Origin of the sequence: Cellulosimicrobium sp. 4261, assembly GCF_040546915.1 — a bacterium.
Classification (GTDB): domain Bacteria; phylum Actinomycetota; class Actinomycetes; order Actinomycetales; family Cellulomonadaceae; genus Cellulosimicrobium; species Cellulosimicrobium cinnabarinum.
In genome coordinates this window covers 25,642-43,631 of the sequence record NZ_JBEPOQ010000002.1, presented here as the reverse complement: position 1 = coordinate 43,631, position 17,990 = coordinate 25,642, and the positions used below count along the sequence as shown (strand labels likewise).

The window sequence follows — 17,990 nt, the reverse complement described above, 5'->3', positions numbered from 1 at the left end:
CGAGTGCCCCCTTTCTCGAGGCGCACCACGAGCCTGACCCGAACGAGGAAGGCTCGCAGCCCATGCGCGTCCTCGGAGTCAACGCCCTGTTCCACGACCCGTCCGCCGCCCTCGTCGTCGACGGCCGGGTGGTCGCCGCCGCGGAGGAGGAACGCTTCTCCCGGCGCAAGCACGGCAAGCGCCCGCTGCCGTTCGCGGCGTGGGAGCTCCCGGAGAAGGCGATGGCCTGGTGCCTCGAGGAGGGCGGGCTGCGCCCCCAGGACCTGGACGCCGTCGCGTACTCGTTCGACCCGGCGCTCGCCAAGCCCGCCGAGGAGATGGGCCTGCCGGACCCGTGGGACTGGCTGCGCGTGCAGTACGCCGAGCGCGCGCCGCAGTTCCTCGCCACCGCGCTGCCGGGCCTGTCCCCCTCGACGGTGCGGTTCGTGCCGCACGAGGTCGCGCACGCGGCGTCGGCCGCGCTGGCGTCGCCGTTCCCGGTCGCGAGCGTCCTGTCGCTCGACGGCCGCGGGGAGCGCTCGTCCCACCTCGCGGGCCGCTACGACCACGGCCGCCTCGAGGTCCTCGCGAGCCAGGAGCTGCCGCACTCGCTCGGGCTGGTCTACGAGTCCCTCACCGAGCACCTGGGCTTCCTGCGGTCGAGCGACGAGTACAAGGTCATGGCGCTCGCGTCGTACGGCGAGCCGCGCTTCCTCGACGACCTGCGCGAGGTGCTCCACGCGACGGGCGACGGCGGCTTCGTCGCCGAGGTGCCCGACTGGGAGCGCTGGGCGCCGCGCCGCACGGACGACGGCACGTGGGGCACCGCGCACGGCGGCCGGGCCGAGCACGCCGACCTCGCGGCGTCGGTGCAGGCGCGGCTCGAGGAGGTGCTCGTCGACCTCGCCACGTGGCTCCACGGGCAGACGGGCGACCGCGTGCTGACCATGGCGGGCGGCACGGCGCTGAACTGCGTCGCGAACTCGCGGGTCTGGCGCGAGTCGCCGTTCGCGGAGGTCTGGGTCCAGCCCGCGGCGGGCGACTCCGGCACGGCGCTGGGCGCGGCGCTCCAGCTCGCCGCGGAGGCGGGCGACACCGTCGAGCCGATGGGCTCGGCGGCGCTCGGCCGCGCGTGGGGCGACGAGGCGCTCGCCCGGTGGCTGCGCACCGCGCAGGTCCCCTTCACGACGCCCGACGACCTGCCCGCCGAGGTCGGGCGGATCCTCGCGGACGACGGCGTCGTGGCGTGGTTCGACGGCCGCGCCGAGCTCGGCCCGCGCGCGCTGGGGCAACGCTCCCTGCTCGCGCACCCCGGACCGGTGGAGAACCTGGAGCGGCTCAACGACGTGAAGGGCCGCGAGCAGTTCCGGCCCGTGGCGCCGATGGTCCTGCTCGAGGACGCCGCGGAGATCTTCTCCGGCGGCCCCGTCCCGAGCCCGTACATGCTGTTCGTGCACGACGTGGCGCCCGCGTGGCGCGAGCGGATCGCGGCCGTCGTGCACGTCGACGGGACGGCACGCATCCAGACCGTCGACGGGTCGACGCCGCGCCTGCAGGCGACGATCCGGGCGTTCAAGGAGCTGACCGGGCTGCCGGTCGTCGTCAACACGAGCCTGAACACGGCGGGCCGACCGATGGTCGACGACCCGCGCGACGCGCTCGAGCTCTTCGGGTCCGCCCCCGTGGACGCGCTCGTGCTCGGCCCGCACCTCGTGCGCCGCCCCGACGTGTTCGCGGCTCCGTCCGGGGCGACGGCGTGAGCGCGCCCGCGGGCCGCCCCGCACCCCCGGTGCCGTACGCCGTCGTCGTGCCCTCGATCGGCCGCCCGTCGCTCGACCGGCTCCTGGAGACCCTCGTCGCCCAGGCCGACGGCCCGGACTCCCCCGGGCCGGCCGAGGTCGTCGTCGCGGACGACCGGCGGCTGCCGCGGCCCGGCACGACCGACCCGGTGCCCGACCCGCTCGACCTCGGGGACGCCGGCCGTGCGCTCGGCGCGCGCGTCGTGCGCACCGGGGGCCGGGGGCCTGCCGCCGCGCGCAACGCCGGGTGGCGCTCGACGACCGCGCCGTGGGTCGTGCTCCTCGACGACGACGTCGAGCTCCCCGCCGGGTGGGCGCGCCTGCTCACGCAGGACCTCGCGGCGGCGACGCCCCGCACCGGCGGCGTGCAGGGCCGCCTGCACGTCCCGCTGCCCGCGCACCGCCGTCCGACGGACTGGGAGCGCGGGACCGCCGGGCTCGAGCGCGCGGCGTGGGCCACCGCCGACATGGCGTACCGGCGCGCCGCGCTCGAGCAGGTCGGCGGGTTCGACGAGCGCTTCCCCCGCGCCTACCGCGAGGACGCGGACCTCGCGCTGCGCGTGCGCGAGGCGGGCTGGGAGCTCGTGCGCGGCACGCGCACGACGACCCACCCCGTGCGCCCCACGGACGACGCGGTGAGCCTGCGCGTGCAGGCCGGGACCCGCGACGACGCGACGTTCCGCGCCCTGCACGGACCGGGGTGGCGCGAGCGCGCCGAGACCGGCCGCGGTCGCCTCGCGTGGCACGTCGCGACCGTCGCCGCCGCCGCGGTCGGCGTCGGCGGGCTCGTCGCGCGGCGCCCGCGCGTCGCGGTGCTCGGCGCGCTCGGGTGGGCGGCCCTCACCGCGCAGTTCCTCGGGCGCCGCCTCGCACCGGGGCCGCGACCGGGAGACGACGTGTTCGGGCCCGAGCTGCGGCGCATGGCCTGGACGAGCGCCGCCATCCCGTTCGCGGCGGTGCGGCACCGCGTCGCGGGCGCGGTCGCCGCCCGGCGCGGGCTCGAGCCGTGGCCCCCGCCGCTCGCTGCGGTCCTGCTCGACCGCGACGGCACGCTCGTGCACGACGTCCCGTACAACGGCGACCCGGCGGCGGTGCGCCCCCTGGCGGGCGCCCCCGCCGTGCTCGACGACCTGCGCGCCCGCGGGGTCCGGCTCGGCGTGGTGTCCAACCAGTCCGGCGTCGGGCGCGGGCTGCTCACGCGCGCGCAGGTCGACGCCGTGAACGCGCGCGTCGAGGAGCTGCTCGGCCCGTTCGACACGTGGCAGGTGTGCCCGCACGCGCCGGACGACGCGTGCGCGTGCCGCAAGCCCGGTCCCGGCCTCGTGCTCGCCGCGGCGGCCGACCTCGGCGTCGAGCCGTGGCGGTGCGCCGTCGTGGGCGACATCGGCGCCGACGTGGGCGCCGCGCTCGCCGCGGGCGCGACCCCGGTCCTCGTGCCGACGCCCGTGACGCGCGCCGAGGAGGTCGCCGCCGCCCCGTGCGTCGCGCCGGACCTCGCCGCCGCGGTCCGCGCGCTCGACGACCGCCTGCCCGGCGCGTCCCCGGCGCACGCCGCCGGGTCCTCCCCCGGCGCGGATGCAGCTGGGGCGTCCCGACCCGGCGCGCCCGCGGCGACGCCGGACGAGGGGCGTGCGGCATGAGCGCCGACGTGCTCGCCGTGCGCCTCGACAGCGACGGCGACGTCCTGCTCACGGGCCCCGCGATCCGGGCGATGGCGCACGCGGCCGCGCGCGACGGCGGACAGGTGGACGTCCTGGCGGCCCCGGCCGGGCGGGCGGCGGCCCTGCTGCTCCCCGACGTGCGCGACGTGCTCGTCTTCGACGCCCCCTGGTCCGGCTACCGGCCCCCGCCCGTCGACCGCGGGAGCGTGCTCGACCTCGTCGCGACGCTCGCCGCGCGGCGCTACGCCGCGGCGGTCGTCTTCACCTCGTTCCACCAGAGCCCGCTGCCCGCGGCGATGCTGCTCAAGGTCGCGGGCGTCGGGCGCGTCGCCGCGGTGAGCGAGGACTACCCGGGCTCGCTCCTCGACGTGCGGCACACCCGCCCCGACGGCCTGCACGAGGTCGAGGCCGCGCTCGACCTCGCCCGCGCCGCGGGGTTCGGCGCGCCGCCCGACGGCGACCGGCTGCGCGTGCGCGGGCCGCTGCCCGACGTGTCGTCGCTCGTGCCCGCGAGACCCTACGTCGTCGTGCACCCCGGCGCGTCCGTCCCGGCCCGGGCGCCCGCGCCCGACCACGCGCGCGACCTCGTCGCGGCGCTGGTGCGCGCGGGCCACGAGGTGGTCGTCACGGGCGGACCGGGCGAGGCCGACCTCGCGGCGCACGTCGCCGCCGGGCGCGCGCGGGACCTGTCGGGGCGCACGGACCTCGCGGGTCTCGCGGCGGTGCTCGCCGCCGCTCGGTGCGTCGTCGTCGGCAACACGGGGCCCGCGCACCTGGCCGCCGCCGTGGGCACGCCCGTCGTGTCCCTCTTCGCCCCCGTGGTCCCCGCGGAGCGGTGGGCGCCGTGGGGCGTGCCGACCGTCCTGCTCGGCGACCAGGAGGCCGCGTGCCGCGGCACGCGGGCCCGACTGTGCCCGGTGCCCGACCACCCGTGCCTCGACGTCGACCCGGCCGACGTCGTCGCGGCCGTCGACCGGCTCGCCTCCCCGCACGCCGTGGGGATGCCCGAGCCGGGCGCCGCCCTGCCGCGGACCGTGGGGGTGACCCGATGAGGATCCTCGTGTGGCACGTGCACGGGTCGTGGGCGACGTCGTTCGTCGCCGGCGGCCACGAGTACCTCGTCCCGGTCGTCCCCGACCGCGGGCCGGACGGGCGCGGTCGCGCACGCACCTGGGACTGGCCGCCCGGGGCGCGCGAGGTCGCGCCGGACGAGCTCGCCGATCTCGCGGCGGACCGCGCGATCGACGTCGTGGTGCTCCAGCGCCCCGAGGAGGTCGAGCTCCTGCGGCGCTGGACCGGGCTCGTGCCCGGCCGCGACGTGCCCGCCGTCTACGTCGAGCACAACGCCCCGACGGGCCACGCGGCCGCGACCCGGCACCCGCTCGCCGACCTCGGCGTCGTCGAGGAGGGCCTGGTGCCGATCGTGCACGTCACGGCGTTCAACGCGCTCATGTGGGACACGGGCGACGCGCGCACGCTCGTCGTCGACCACGGCATCCCCGACCCCGGCCCGCTGTACACCGGGGAGCGGGCGAGCGTCGGGGCCGTCGTCAACGAGCCGGTGCGGCGCTGGCGTGTCGCCGGGACCGACGTGCTCGTCGCGCTGGGGCGGCACGTGCCGCTCGACGTCTACGGCATGGGCGTCGGCAAGCTCGCCGAGCACCTCGCGGCGCCCGGCGCCGCGCCGCACGACCTCCCGCACGGCCTGCACGACGACGTCCCCCAGGCCGCGATGCACGCGCGGCTCGCGACGTCGCGCGCCTACCTGCACCCCTACCGCTGGACGAGCCTCGGGCTCTCCCTGCTGGAGGCGATGGCGCTCGGGATGCCCGTGCTCGCGCTGCCGACCACCGAGGCGCCCGTCGCGGTGCCCCCGGCCGCGGGACTTCTCAGCGCCCGTCCCGACGAGCTCGCCGCGACCGCGCGGCGCTGGCTCGCCGACCGCGACGACGCCCGCGAGCACGGCCGGGCGGCCCGCGCCCACGTGCTCGAGCACTACTCCCACGCCGCGTTCCTGCGGCGCTGGGACACGGTCCTGACGGAGGTGACCTCATGAAGATCGCGATGATCTCGGAGCACGCCAGCCCCCTCGCCGCCCTGGGCGGCGTCGACGCGGGCGGGCAGAACGTGCACGTCGCGTCGCTCGCCACGCGGCTCGGCGCGCAGGGCCACCGTGTGGAGGTGTTCACGCGCCGCGACGACGCGTCCCTCCCGGAGCGGGTCCCGCTCGCGCGCGGCGTCGAGGTCGTGCACGTGGACGCCGGTCCGCCCGTGCCCGTGCCCAAGGACGACCTCCTGCCCCACATGGACGCGTTCGGCGCCGACCTCCTGCGGCGGTGGATCGAGCCCGGGCCCCGGCCCGACGTCGTGCACGCCCACTTCTGGATGTCCGGGATCGCGGGCCTGCTGTCCGCTCCCGCGCTCGGGGTCCCGCTCGTGCAGACCTTCCACGCGCTCGGGTCCGTCAAGCGCCGCCACCAGGGCGCGCACGACACGAGCCCCGCCGAGCGCGTGGCCCGCGAGCGCCTGCTGTGCCGCGCGGTCGACCGGATCGTCGCGACGTGCGCCGACGAGGTCGCCGAGCTCGTCGCGCTCGGCGCCGACCCGGACCGCATCGACGTCGTGCCGTGCGGCGTGGACCTCGGCCGCTTCCTGCCCGACCCGGACCGCACCGAGCACCCGCACCGCGAGCCCGGCACGCTGCGCCTGCTCTCGGTGGGCCGCCTCGTCGAGCGCAAGGGCGTCGACACGGTCATCGAGGCGCTCGCGGAGCTGCCGGGCGCGGAGCTCGTCGTCGCGGGCGGCCCCGCGCCGGGCGCGCTCGACGAGGACCCCGAGGTCCTGCGGCTGCGCGCCGTCGCGGTCGCGGTCGGCGTCGCGGACCGCGTCCGGTTCGTGGGCAGCGTGACGCAGGACGACGTGCGCGACCTCATGCACGCCGCGGACGCCGTCGTGTGCGACCCCTGGTACGAGCCCTTCGGGATCGTCCCGCTGGAGGCCGCCGCGTGCGGGCGCCCGGTCGTGGGCGCCGCCGTCGGCGGTCTGCTCGACTCGGTCGTGGACGGGCGCACGGGCCTGCTCGTCCCGCCGCGCGACGCCGGAGCGCTCGCCGCCGCGCTGCGCCGCCTCTCCGACGACCCGGCGTTCGCGGAGCGCCTCGGCTCGGCCGCGCGGCTGCGCGCCGAGCACCTGTACGGCTGGGTCACGGTCGCCGAGCGCACCGTCGAGTCCTACGAGCGCGTCGCCTCGGCCCGGCGCACCGAGCGCGGCCGGGCACGGCCCGTCGCGGCCGGGCGCACCGCACTGCGGGCGGTGAGCGCACCGTGACCGCGCCGTGGACCGGGCCCGCTGCCGGGCACACGGACGGGCCCGCGGACGCGCACGGTGCCGGACCGCACGACGCCGCGCGCCGCTGGCTGCGCGCGCACGCCGACGACCTCCACGACGGTCTCGACCTGCTCACCGCCGAGGCGGGCCGGATCGACACGTGGGGCGCGCGGCTCGCCGACACCGTGCTCGCGGGCGGGCGACTCCTCGTCGCGGGCAACGGGGGCAGCGCCGCCGAGGCGCAGCACCTCACCGCCGAGCTCGTGGGCCGCTTCGACGGCGAGCGGACCCCGCTGTCCGCGATCAGCCTGCACGCGGAGACGTCGAGCCTCACGGCGATCGTCAACGACTACGGCATCGCGGAGATGTACGCGCGCCAGGTCGCCGCGCACGGGCGCCCGGGCGACGTGCTCGTGCTCCTGTCGACCTCCGGCGAGAGCGAGAACGTCGTCGCGGCAGCTCGCCGGGCGCGTGCGCTCGGCCTCACGACGTGGGCGCTCACCGGCCCGCGGGACTGCGCGCTCGCCACCGCGTGCGACGACGTGCTCGCCCTGCGCGGCGCGTCGACGTCGTCCGTGCAGGAGCTGCACCTCGTCGTCGTGCACGCGCTGTGCGCCGCGCTCGACGCGCACGTGCGTCACCACGAGGCGCGCGCCGCGGCGGACCTCCCGGGCGCCGGGTCGGCCGAGGACCGGCCGGCCCCGGCACCCGCACCGGCCTCCGCGGCGGCGACCGGACCGCAGGTGGTCGTCGTCGGGGACGTGCTCCTCGACCGTGACGTCGACGGCCAGGTCACCCGCTTCTCCCCCGACGGCCCGGTGCCCGTCGTCGACACGCTCGGCGTCCGGCGCAGCCCGGGCGGCGCGGGGCTGACCGCGCTCCTCGCCGCCGACGGCGCGAGCGTGCGCCTCGTCGCGCCGTTCGGCGACGACGACGCGGGCTCCGAGCTGCGGGGCCTGCTGCGCCCGCACCTCGACGTCGTCGCCCTGCCGCAGGTCGGCACGACGCGACGCAAGACCCGCGTGCGCTCCGGCGGCCAGACCGTCGTGCGCGTCGACGACGGCGGCCCCGCCCGGCCCGGCGACCTGCCGGAGCGCGCGGCGCGGGCGGCGCTCGCGGGCGCGGACGTCGTGCTCGTGTCCGACTACGGCGCGGGGACGACCCACGCGGGATCGGTCCGCGACGCGCTCGCGCACGCGGCCCGCACCGGGACGCTCGTGTGGGACCCGCACCCGCGCGGCGGCGCCCCGGTGCCCGGGACGGCGCTCGTCACGCCCAACCTCGCGGAGGCGCTCGACGCCGCGGAGGCGCTCGGCCTGGACGCGACGCCCGACGACCCCGGGGGCCTCGCGCGGTCGCTCGCGGCCGCGTGGGACGTGGGGGCGGTGTGCGTCACGGCGGGCGACCGCGGGGCGTTCGTCGCGCGCGCGGACGGCGAGCCCGCGTACGTGCCCGCGACCGTGGCGCACGGCGACCCGTGCGGCGCGGGCGACCGCTTCGCCTCGACGGTCGCGGTCGCTCTCGCCCGGGGCGAGGGCCTCGTCCCGGCGGTCGTCGCCGCCGTCGCCTCGGCCTCGGCCTGGGTCGCGGCGGGCGGCGCGGAGGGCTACCGGCGCCGGGCCGGCTCCCCCGTCGGCCGCGCGCCGGGTGCGGCCCGGGAGCAGGCGCCGGACCGCGTGTCGAGTGCCCCGGCCCCCTCCGGCGCGACGCAGGACGTCCCGCCGTCGGACGGCGAGGGGCCCGAGGCCGTGGCCGCCCGGCTGCGCGCGGCGGGCGGCACCGTCGTCGCCACGGGCGGCTGCTTCGACATCCTGCACGCCGGGCACGTCGCGACGCTCGAGGCGGCCGCGCGCCTGGGCGACCACCTCGTCGTGCTGCTCAACGGCGACGCGTCCGTGCGGCGGCTCAAGGGTCCGCAGCGCCCCGTCGTCGGGCAGGCCGACCGGGCCCGGGTCCTCGCCGCGCTCGACTGCGTGGCCGCCGTCGTCGTGTTCGACGAGGACGACCCGCGCGCCGCGCTCGACCGCCTGCGCCCCGACGTCTGGGCGAAGGGCGGCGACTACACCGAGGAGACGCTCCCCGAGGCGGAGACGGTCCGGCGCCACGGCGGCCGGGTCGTCGTCCTGCCCTACGTCGACGGCCGTTCCACGACCTCGATCCTCGAACGCTCCGGGCGGTTCGCGCCCGGGGTCCCCACCCGCACGGAGGAGACCACCGCATGACCACCACCACGTCCGCCCAGCGGACCGACGCCCTGGCACCCCGCGAGCTCGGCACCGTCTACGTCACCGGGGGCGCGAGCGGCCTGGGGGCAGCGCTCGTCGAGGCGGTGACGGCGGCGGGCGGCAAGCCGGTCGTCCTGGACCGGGTCGCGCCCGCCGACGGCGTGCCGCACGCGGTCGTCGACCTGTCCGACTCCACCGCCGCGGCCGCCGCGGTCGAGCGGCTCGCGCTCGAGGTCGGGCCGCCCGACGCCGTCGTGACGGCCGCCGGCACCGACGCGTGCGGGCGCCTCGACGAGATCGACGTCGAGACGTGGGAGCGCGTCGTGCGGGTCAACCTGTTCGGGACGGTCGCCGTCGTGCGCGCCGCGCTGCCGTTCCTCGAGGAGCGCCGCGGCACGGTCGTCACGGTCGCGTCGACGCTCGGCCTCAAGGGCGTCTCGGACGCGACCGCCTACTGCGCGTCGAAGTTCGCCGTGCGCGGGTTCTCCCAGGCCCTCGCGGCGGAGCTCGCGGGCCGCGTCGGCGTCACGTGCCTCGTGCCCGGCGGGATGCGCACCGCGTTCTTCGACGGCCGCACCGAGCAGTACAAGCCGGGACCGGACGCCGACCTCAACGACCCGCGCGCCACCGCGGCCGCCGTCGTGACGGCGCTGCGCCAGCCGGTGGGCTGCGAGATCCGCGAGATGCTCGTCATGGCGTCCGGCGAGACGTCGTGGCCGTGACGGCGGGCGCGACGGAGCCGGCGCCCGACCTGCCGGGGCTCGCGGGGCAGGACGAGGGGACCGTCCTCGTGCTGCGCGCGCTCGGGCTCGGGGACGCGCTGACCGCCGTGCCCGCGCTGCGGGGCGTGCGGCGCGCGTGGCCCGGCCGACGCGTCCTCCTCGCCGCGCCCGCGCAGGTCGGCGGCTGGCTGCACGACCTCGGCCTCGTCGACGGCGTCGTGCCGACCCGCGGCCTCGAGCCGCTCGTCTGGGCGCAGGAGGCGCGGACGCTCACCGGTGCGGACCCCGTCGGGCACGTGGCGGTGAACCTGCACGGCAGCGGCCCCGAGAGCCACCGGGTGCTGCTCGACACCGCCCCGGAGCGGGTGGTCGCGTTCGCGTCGGGCGACGCGGGGGTCGACGGGCCGGGCTGGGACCCGGACGAGCACGAGGTCGACCGCTGGTGCCGGCTCGTCACCGCGGCGGGCGGCGCGTGCTCGCGCGAGGACCTGCGGCTCGACCCGCCGGGGTCGCGGGGGCGCCACGTCGTCGTGCACCCCGGCGCGGCGTCCGGCGCGCGCCGCTGGCCCGCGGACCGCTTCGCCGCGGTCGCGCGCGGCCTCGCGGCCGCCGGTCACGACGTCGTCGTCACGGGCGGCCCCGACGAGCGCGACCTGTGCGCGCGGGTGGTGGCCGACGCCGTCGCCGCCCTCGGCGGCCTCGCAGGGGCGCCGGACGGGACCGGCAGCGTGACCGACACCGCCGGCACGATGGACCTGCCGACGCTCGCCGACGTCGTCGCGACGGCCCGGCTCGTCGTCTGCGGGGACACGGGCGTGGCTCACCTGGCGACCGCGTACGGCACCCCGTCCGTGGTGCTGTTCGGCCCGACGCCGCCCGCCTCGTGGGGACCGGCGGTGGACCCGGAGCGGCACGCGGTGCTCTGGCACGGCGACACGGAGCAGGGGCCGACGCACGCGCGCGACCGGGCGCCGGGCGGGTACCGCGGCGACCCGCACGCCGCCGACCTCGACCCGGCGCTCGACCGCATCACCGTCGAGGAGGTCGCCGCGGCCGCGCGGTCGCTGCTCGCCGGGCCCCAGGACCCCGCCGAGATGCGTGCGGGCGACGAGGCCCTGAGCGTCGAGGCATGACCTCCCCCGATCTCGATCTCGACCCCCGCACCGACGGAAGGACCGCACCATGACCGGACCCGCCTCCCCCGACCCCGACCCGCTGGACGCCTCGCACCGCTCGTCCGCGGCCGACTTCTCGGCGAGCGGTGACGTGCAGCCCGGCGAGACCCCGCCCGCGGAGGACCAGGTGAGCGCGCCGCAGGGCCACGAGGAGCACGGCCCGCACCGGGCCGTGCCGTGGGTCTGGATCGGGGTCGTCGGCGTGGTCGCCGTCGTGACGGCCCTGTTCTTCGTGGGCTACGCCGTGGGGCTGCTCGACTGAGGTCGTGCCGCGCGCGGCGCGGCGACCCCGAGCGAGCGCACGTCCCACCCGGCCGCGCGCCACCGCGCGCCGTCGACGGCGTTGCGCGCGTCCACGAGGCGCCGCGCCCGCACCACGCGGGCCAGGGCGCCGGGGTCGAGGTCGCGGTACTCGTCCCACTCGGTCGCGAGGACCACGACGTCGGCGCCGGTCGCCGCCTCGCGCGCGTCCGCCGCGTACCCGAGCTCGGGGGCGGCCGCCTGCGCGAGCGCGAGCGCCTGCGGGTCCGTGACGACGACGTCGGCCCCCTCCGCGGCGACCGCCCGGGCCAGCGCGAGGGCGGGCGAGCTGCGCACGTCGTCGCTGTCCGGCTTGAACGCGGCGCCGAGCACCGCCACGCGTCGCGCCGCGAGGGAGCCGCCGCACGCGGTGCGCGCGAGCGCGACGGCGCGCTCCCGGCAGCGGTCGTTGATGGCGTCGACCTCGGCGAGGAACGACACCGCCGGGCCGACGCCGAGCTCGCGCGCCCGGGCCGCGAACGCGCGGATGTCCTTGGGCAGGCACCCGCCCCCGAACCCCAGGCCCACGCCGAGGTACTCGCCGCCGATCCGGCGGTCGAGCGCCATGGTGCCGACGAGCGCGACCGCGTCGCCGCCCGCGGCCTCGCACACCTCCGCGACCGCGTTGGCGAACGAGATCTTCGTCGCGAGGAACGCGTTGGCGGCCACCTTCGCGAGCTCCGCGGTCGCGAGGTCGGTCACGAGGCGGGGCACGCCGTCGTCGAGCAGCCGCGCGTAGACGGCGTCGAGACGCTCGGCGAGCGCGTCGCCGTCGTCGGGCACGCCGTAGACGAGCCGGTCCGGGTGCAGCGTGTCCGCGACCGCGTGCCCCTCGCGCAGGAACTCGGGGTTCCAGGCCAGCCGGACGCCGTCGGGCAGGTCTGTCGCGAGCCGGGCGGCCGTGCCGACGGGGACGGTCGACTTGCCGACCACCACCGACCCCGGGCGCAGGTGCGGGCGCAGCGCCGCGAGCGCGGCCTCGAGCTGCTGCAGGTCCGCGACGCCGCTGCCCGCCGACTGCGGCGTCCCGACGCACAGGAAGTGGACGTCGGCGACGCCCGCGTGCGCGACGTCGGTCGAGAACGTGAGCGACCCCGCCCCGCCCGGGTCGGCGAGGAGCGCGGCGAGACCCGGCTCGAAGAACGGGGCCCGACCCTCCGCGAGCGCCGCGACGCGGGCCGGGTCGACGTCGATGCCGACCACCTCGTGCCCCAGGCGCGCGAGGGCCGCCGCGTGGACCGCGCCGAGGTAGCCGCAGCCGTGCACGGAGACCTTCATGCCGGGTCTGCTCCCTCGTCCGCGGCGGCGCCGCGCGCCACCCCGACGGCGACGGGCGTCTCGCCGCCACCGTCGGTGCGGAACCACTCGACCGTCCGGGCGAGGCCCTCGGTCCACGGCGTGCGGGCCCGCCAGCCGAGGGTGCGCTCCGCGAGGCTCGTGTCCGGCCGACGACGGCGCGGGTCGTCCTCGGGCAGGTCGACGTGCACGATCCGGGCGTCGCTCCCCGTCGCCGCGAGCACGTCGCGCGCGACGCGCTCGACCGTGAGCTCCGTCGGGTCGCCGAGGTTCACGGGGCCGGGGTGGTCGGTGCGCGCGAACGCGAGGATGCCCTCGACGAGGTCGTCCACGAAGCACACCGACCGGGTCTGCGACCCGTCGCCCGCGACGGTCAGCGGCTCCCCCGCGAGCGCCTGCCGGACGAACGTCGGGACCATGCGGCCGTCGTGCCCGCGCATCCGCGGCCCGTACGTGTTGAAGATCCGCACGATCCCCGTGTCCACGCCCCGGCTGCGCCGGTACGCGGCGGCGGTCGCCTCCGCGAACCGCTTGGACTCGTCGTAGACGCTGCGCGGGCCGACGGGGTTCACGTGGCCCCAGTAGTCCTCGCGCTGGGGGTGGACCTCCGGGTCGCCGTAGACCTCGGACGTGGAGGCGAGCACGAACCGCGCCCCGGCCCGGTCGGCCAGCTCGAGGCCGTGACGCGTCCCCGCCGACCCCACGAGCAGGGTCTCGAGCGGGAGCCGGAGGTAGTCCACGGGCGAGGCGGGCGACGCGAGGTGCAGCACGAGGTCGACCCGTTCGGGGTCGGGCACCTCGATCCCGGCGCTGACGTCGCCCTCGACGAACCGGAACCGCGCGTCGTCGCGCAGCGCGTCGAGGTTGCGCAACTGACCGGTCGACAGGTCGTCGACGCACACGACCTCGACGCCCTGGCCCACCAGCGCCTCGCACACGTGACTGCCCACGAAGCCGGCACCGCCCAGCACGACCGCGCGCCGCACGGTGCGGGCCGCGCTCGGAGTCTCCGGGGTGTCGCTCATGCTCGTCTCCTCGCGACGGAGCGCGACGCAGGCACGCGGGGACGATCCGTCAGATCCGTCCCGCCGGTCGCGCTCGTGCGGACGGGCTCGTGGCTGGACCCGGAGACCTCACGCTCACACGCCTCCTGCGGGCTCGCACGGTGGCCCGCGGCGCGAGCGACCCGGGGTCGTGGCACGGTGACGCGATGAGCGCACCGACCGCACCCCAGCAGCAGGCCACCGACCCGGACACGAAGCTGTCCCGCTCGGTCGGGGGACGGCTCCTGTACCTCTTCATCCTCGGCGACGTGCTCGGCGCGGGCGTCTACGCGCTCGTCGGCGAGATGGCCGGCGAGGTGGGCGGCGCCGTCTGGCTGCCGCTCCTCGTCGCCCTCGGCCTCGCCCTGCTGACCGCCGGGTCGTACGCCGAGCTCGTGACGAAGTACCCGCAGGCGGGCGGCGCGGCCGTGTTCGCGGACCGCGCGTTCCGCAGCCCGCTCGTGTCGTTCCTCGTCGGGTTCTCCATGCTCGCCGCGGGCGTGACGAGCGCCGCGGGCCTCTCCCTGGCCTTCGCCGGCGACTACTTCGCGACGTTCGTCGACGCGCCCGACCGGCTCGTGGCCGTGCTCTTCCTCGCCGTCGTCGCGGCGCTCAACGCGCGCGGCATCAAGGAGTCGCTGCGCGCCAACGTCGCGATGACCGCGATCGAGCTGTCCGGGCTCGTGCTCGTCGTCGTGCTCGCCGCCGTCGTGCTGGGGCGCGGCGAGGGGTCGCCGGGCCGCGTCACGCAGTTCGCGGAGGGCACGACGCCGGCGCTCGCCGTCCTCGCGGCCGCCATCCTCGCGTACTACTCGTTCGTCGGGTTCGAGACGTCGGCCAACCTCGCCGAGGAGGTGCGCGACGTGCGCCGCACCTACCCGCGCGCCCTGTTCGGCGCGCTCGTCACGGCGGGCGTCGTGTACGTCGCGGTGGGCGTCGCCGCGGTCGCGGTCGTGGACCCCGAGACGCTCGCCGGCTCGACCGGTCCGCTGCTCGAGGTCGTCGACGCCGAGGGCTCGGTGCCTGCGTGGGTGTTCTCGCTCGTCGCGCTGATCGCCGTCGCGAACGGGGCGCTGCTCACGATGATCATGGCGAGCCGGCTCGCGTACGGCATGGCCGAGCAGGGCCTGCTCCCGGCCACGCTCGGGCGCGTGCTCCCCCGCCGCCGCACGCCGTGGGTCGCGATCGTCGTGACGACCGTGGTCGCGATGGGGCTCGTGTTCACGGGCGACGTCGCGGGCCTCGCCGAGACCGTCGTGCTGCTCCTGCTGCTCGTGTTCGCCTCGACGAACGTCGCGGTCCTCGTGCTGCGGCGCGACCCCGTCGACGCCCCGCACTTCCGTGTCGCGACGGTCGTGCCGGTGCTGGGCGTGGCGTCGTGCGTCCTGCTCCTCACGCAGCAGGACGCCGTGACGTGGCTGCGCGCGGGGATCCTGCTCGCCGTCGGCGCGGCGCTGTACGTCGTGATGCGCTGGACACGCCGGGCCGCGGACGCGCGCCCGGCGTAGCTCCCGCTCGCGACCGTCGGCGCGCGAGCCGCCGCGCTACGCGTCCGCGGGCCGGGCGACCGAGCCGCGCACGACGAGGTGCAGCGGCAGCACGGTGCGCGCGGGCGGGTCCGCGGGGCGGGTGCCGGTCATCGAGCGCTCGATCGCGTCCATCGCGGCGAGCGCCAGCGCCGCGACGGGCTGCTCGAGCGTCGTGAGCTTGGGCCGCAGCCACTGGCCGACGCGGATGCCGTCGCACCCGACGACCGAGAGGTCCTCGGGGATGGAGATGCCGTGCAGCTCGGCCGCACCCAGCATCCCGACGGCGACGATGTCGCTGCCGACGAAGACGGCCGTCGGCGCGCTCCCGGGCCGCGTGAGGTAGGGGAACGTCGAGGCGCCGAACTGCTCGGTGTACGGGCCGTGGCGCACGAGGTCCGGGTCGACGTCGAGGCCGGCGTCGTGCATCGCGTCGACGTACCCGCGCAGGCGGTCCTGGGTCGTGGACAGCTCCGCGGGCCCGGCGACGTGGGCGATGCGCCGGTGCCCCTGCTGCACGAGGTAGCTCGTGGCCTGGTAGGCGCCACCGTAGTTGTCGACGGTGATCGTCTCGACGGGCAGGTCGAGGTCGACCTCCTCGTCGATGACGACGACGGGCAGGCCGTCCGCGACGGCGCGCGCGAGCCGGTCGTCGGTCCGGGACATCCCCACGTAGACGATGCCGTCGAGCGAGCCGTCGCTCGCGAGGAGCTGGCCGAGGCCGGACTCGGCGTCGCCGTGCCGCGTCGACAGCGCGACGACGAGCGGGACGCGGCGGTCGCCCGCGAGGCGCGCAACCTCCTCGGCGAGGGCGGTGAAGAAGGGGTTGACGAAGTCGGGCACGACGAGCGCGACCACCCCGGTGCGGCGCTCGTCCTCGCGCGGGGCGGGACCGGGTGCGGGCACGACGTACCCGACCTCGCGGACCGCGGCGTCGATCCGCGCCGCCGTCTCCGGCTGGACGTTGAGCTGCCCGCGCAGGTAGCGCGACGCCGTCGAGGCCGACACGCCGGCACGTTGCGCAACACGCGTGAGCGTCATGGCTCCCCTTCCTCGGGGCGGTCCCCCAGATCCCTTGCACTCTACCGGGAGCGTCGGGCCGCGCACGGTGTTGACAGCCGCGCCGCTCGCCCCCTACGGTCTTGCGCAACGCTACACAACGTTGCGCAAAGTCGTCGAGGACGTCGCCGCGCGACCTGATCGCAAGGAGGCCGGGATGAGCCGGGTTCTGCTCGCCGGGGAGTCGTGGATCAACGCGACCACCGACTACAAGGGGTACGACGCGTTCCCCCACGCCCAGCTCGAGATCGGGTGCGCGCGCCTGCTCGAGGCGCTGGCCGCCGAGGGCCACGAGGTCACGCACCTGCCCTCGCACCTCGTCGCCGAGGACTTCCCCTCCACGCTCGACGAGCTCGACGCCTACGACGTCGTGATCCTGTCCGACATCGGCGCCAACTCGCTCCTGCTGCCCCCGGTCGTGTTCTCCCAGGGACGCCCGTTCCCGAACCGGCTCAAGCTCCTCGCCGAGTGGGTCCGCCGCGGCGGCGGCCTCATGATGGCCGGCGGGTACCTCAGCTTCCAGGGCTTCCAGGCCAAGGCGAACTACCACGGCACCGCCGTCGAGGCCGTCCTGCCCGTCGACATCCTCCCGTACGACGACCGCGAGGAGACCCCGGAGGGCATCGGCGGCACCCTGACCGACGTCGAGCACCCCGTCACCGCCGGCCTCGACCGCGAGTGGCCGATCCTCCTCGGCTACCAGCGCCTCACCGCCAAGACCGACGCGACCGTCCTCGCCACCATCGAGGACCGTCCGCTCGTCGCCGTCCGGACCGAGGGCGAGGGGCGCACGCTCGCGTTCGCCTCCGACATCTCCCCGCACTGGGCCCCGCGCGAGTTCATGGACTGGGCCGGCTACGGCCCGCTGTTCGGCCAGGCCGTCACCTGGCTCGCGGGCTGATGACGCCCGAGGTAGTGGTCGTCGGCAGCCTGAACATGGACCTCAGGCTGACCGTCGACCGCCTGCCCCGCTCGGGCGAGACCGTCTCCGCGACGGGCCTCGTCCGCTCCCCCGGCGGCAAGGGCGCCAACCAGGCGGTCGCCGCCGCCCGACTCGGCCGCCGCGTCGCCATGGTCGGCGCCGTCGGGGACGACGACGACGGCCGCGCGATCCGCCGCCGCCTCGCCGTCGAGGGCCTCGTCCTCGACGGCCTCGCGACGGCGGACCGCCCCACCGGGGTCGCCGTCGTGCTGTGGGAGCAGCCCGAGTCGACGATCGTCATCGAGCCCGGCGCGAACGCCGTCGTCGACGAGGCGTTCGTCACCGAGCGCGCCGACCTCGTGCGCGACGCGGCAGCCGTCCTGTGCCAGTGCGAGACGCCGCTCGGCGCCCTGCGCGCCGTCGCCGCCACCGCGACGGGGACCACCGTGCTCAACCCGGCGCCCGCCGTGCCGCTGCCCGCCCACGTGCGCGCCGCGTTCCGCGTGCTCGTGCCCAACCGGTTCGAGCTCGCGACCCTCGTCGGCGCGCGCGACGAGCCCGTCGGCACCGACGCCGTGCTCGCCATGGTGCGCGCGCTCGACCACCCCGGGGACGTCGTCGTCACCCTCGGGGCCGACGGCGCGCTCGTCGTCCCCGCAGGAGGCGCACCCGTCACCGTCCCGGCGGAGCGCGTCGACGCCGTCGACACGACCGCCGCCGGCGACTCGTTCTGCGCGGCGCTCGCGGACGGCCTCCTCCACGGCGGCGACCTCGTCGAGTCCGCCCGCTGGGCGGCGCGCGTCGCCGCCTCCACCACCACCCGCCACGGCGCCGTCGACTCCCTGCCGCGCGCCACCGACCTGGCCCCCGAGGGCACCAGGATTCCGCTCCACAGCTAAGTCCGACGTACCGTCGGAGGAAGGCACGGTCACGCAATGAAGCACACCACGCCGGCG

General features: G+C 77.6%; 15 protein-coding genes. 12 read left to right on the top strand and 3 right to left on the bottom strand.

Annotation, left to right across the window (positions count from 1 at the left end; genetic code table 11):
• Positions 1–62 precede the first annotated feature (62 nt).
• From ABIE39_RS02475 to ABIE39_RS02435, 9 genes are read left to right on the top strand one after another with little or no spacing between them, the layout of a single operon-like run.
• Positions 63–1,739 carry a carbamoyltransferase family protein gene (locus tag ABIE39_RS02475; RefSeq protein ID WP_354050281.1) on the top strand — a complete coding sequence of 559 codons (1,677 nt, stop codon included), beginning with the start codon at positions 63–65 and terminating at the stop codon, positions 1,737–1,739.
• Complete coding sequence (locus tag ABIE39_RS02470) at positions 1,736–3,418, top strand: HAD-IIIA family hydrolase (protein WP_354050279.1); 1,683 nt, start codon at positions 1,736–1,738, stop codon at positions 3,416–3,418. Before ABIE39_RS02475 ends, ABIE39_RS02470 begins: the two co-directional genes overlap by 4 nt.
• A complete protein-coding gene (locus ABIE39_RS02465; protein ID WP_354050278.1) occupies positions 3,415–4,491 on the top strand; it encodes a glycosyltransferase family 9 protein in 1,077 nt (358 codons plus the stop codon). The genes ABIE39_RS02470 and ABIE39_RS02465 overlap by 4 nt, the downstream gene beginning before the upstream one ends.
• On the top strand, positions 4,488–5,495 hold the full coding sequence (locus ABIE39_RS02460; protein WP_354050276.1) for a glycosyltransferase: 1,008 nt from the start codon (positions 4,488–4,490) through the stop codon (positions 5,493–5,495). Before ABIE39_RS02465 ends, ABIE39_RS02460 begins: the two co-directional genes overlap by 4 nt.
• Complete coding sequence (locus ABIE39_RS02455) at positions 5,492–6,766, top strand: glycosyltransferase (RefSeq protein ID WP_354050274.1); 1,275 nt, start codon at positions 5,492–5,494, stop codon at positions 6,764–6,766. The genes ABIE39_RS02460 and ABIE39_RS02455 overlap by 4 nt, the downstream gene beginning before the upstream one ends.
• Entirely contained in the window at positions 6,763–8,988 is a 2,226-nt protein-coding gene (locus ABIE39_RS02450) for a PfkB family carbohydrate kinase (RefSeq protein ID WP_354050273.1), read from the top strand. Before ABIE39_RS02455 ends, ABIE39_RS02450 begins: the two co-directional genes overlap by 4 nt.
• Positions 8,985–9,713: an SDR family NAD(P)-dependent oxidoreductase gene (locus tag ABIE39_RS02445; RefSeq protein ID WP_175009831.1), complete on the top strand. Its 729-nt coding sequence runs from the start codon at positions 8,985–8,987 to the stop codon at positions 9,711–9,713. The genes ABIE39_RS02450 and ABIE39_RS02445 overlap by 4 nt, the downstream gene beginning before the upstream one ends.
• The gene (locus ABIE39_RS02440) at positions 9,704–10,846 is read left to right on the top strand and encodes a glycosyltransferase family 9 protein (RefSeq protein WP_354050272.1); all 1,143 of its coding nucleotides are present in this window, start codon (positions 9,704–9,706) and stop codon (positions 10,844–10,846) included. The genes ABIE39_RS02445 and ABIE39_RS02440 overlap by 10 nt, the downstream gene beginning before the upstream one ends.
• A gap of 49 nt (positions 10,847–10,895) precedes the next feature.
• Positions 10,896–11,150: a DUF6480 family protein gene (locus tag ABIE39_RS02435; protein ID WP_043654002.1), complete on the top strand. Its 255-nt coding sequence runs from the start codon at positions 10,896–10,898 to the stop codon at positions 11,148–11,150.
• Here ABIE39_RS02435 and ABIE39_RS02430 read toward each other — a convergent pair.
• Both ABIE39_RS02430 and ABIE39_RS02425 read right to left on the bottom strand, forming a co-directional pair.
• Complete coding sequence (locus ABIE39_RS02430; RefSeq protein ID WP_354050271.1) at positions 11,126–12,466, bottom strand: UDP-glucose dehydrogenase family protein; 1,341 nt, start codon at positions 12,464–12,466, stop codon at positions 11,126–11,128. The two genes, ABIE39_RS02435 and ABIE39_RS02430, sit on opposite strands and share 25 nt — an antisense overlap.
• Positions 12,463–13,509, bottom strand: a complete 1,047-nt coding sequence (locus ABIE39_RS02425; RefSeq protein WP_354050269.1) for an NAD-dependent epimerase/dehydratase family protein — start codon at positions 13,507–13,509, stop codon at positions 12,463–12,465. The genes ABIE39_RS02430 and ABIE39_RS02425 overlap by 4 nt, the downstream gene beginning before the upstream one ends.
• A gap of 185 nt (positions 13,510–13,694) precedes the next feature.
• Between ABIE39_RS02425 and ABIE39_RS02420 the strand changes: the two genes are divergently transcribed.
• Positions 13,695–15,035 (top strand): amino acid permease, encoded by a 1,341-nt coding sequence (locus ABIE39_RS02420; RefSeq protein WP_114553582.1) that lies wholly within the window; start codon positions 13,695–13,697, stop codon positions 15,033–15,035.
• A 36-nt stretch (positions 15,036–15,071) separates the two neighbouring features.
• Here ABIE39_RS02420 and ABIE39_RS02415 read toward each other — a convergent pair whose 3' ends face one another.
• Positions 15,072–16,094 carry a substrate-binding domain-containing protein gene (locus tag ABIE39_RS02415; protein ID WP_175009834.1) on the bottom strand — a complete coding sequence of 341 codons (1,023 nt, stop codon included), beginning with the start codon at positions 16,092–16,094 and terminating at the stop codon, positions 15,072–15,074.
• Positions 16,095–16,269: 175 nt separating this feature from the next.
• Between ABIE39_RS02415 and ABIE39_RS02410 the strand changes: the two genes are divergently transcribed.
• Both ABIE39_RS02410 and ABIE39_RS02405 read left to right on the top strand, forming a co-directional pair.
• A complete protein-coding gene (locus ABIE39_RS02410) occupies positions 16,270–17,013 on the top strand; it encodes a glutamine amidotransferase (protein ID WP_175009835.1) in 744 nt (247 codons plus the stop codon).
• Positions 17,013–17,933, top strand: a complete 921-nt coding sequence (locus tag ABIE39_RS02405; protein WP_074806947.1) for a ribokinase — start codon at positions 17,013–17,015, stop codon at positions 17,931–17,933. The genes ABIE39_RS02410 and ABIE39_RS02405 overlap by 1 nt, the downstream gene beginning before the upstream one ends.
• The last annotated feature ends 57 nt before the right edge of the window (positions 17,934–17,990 follow it).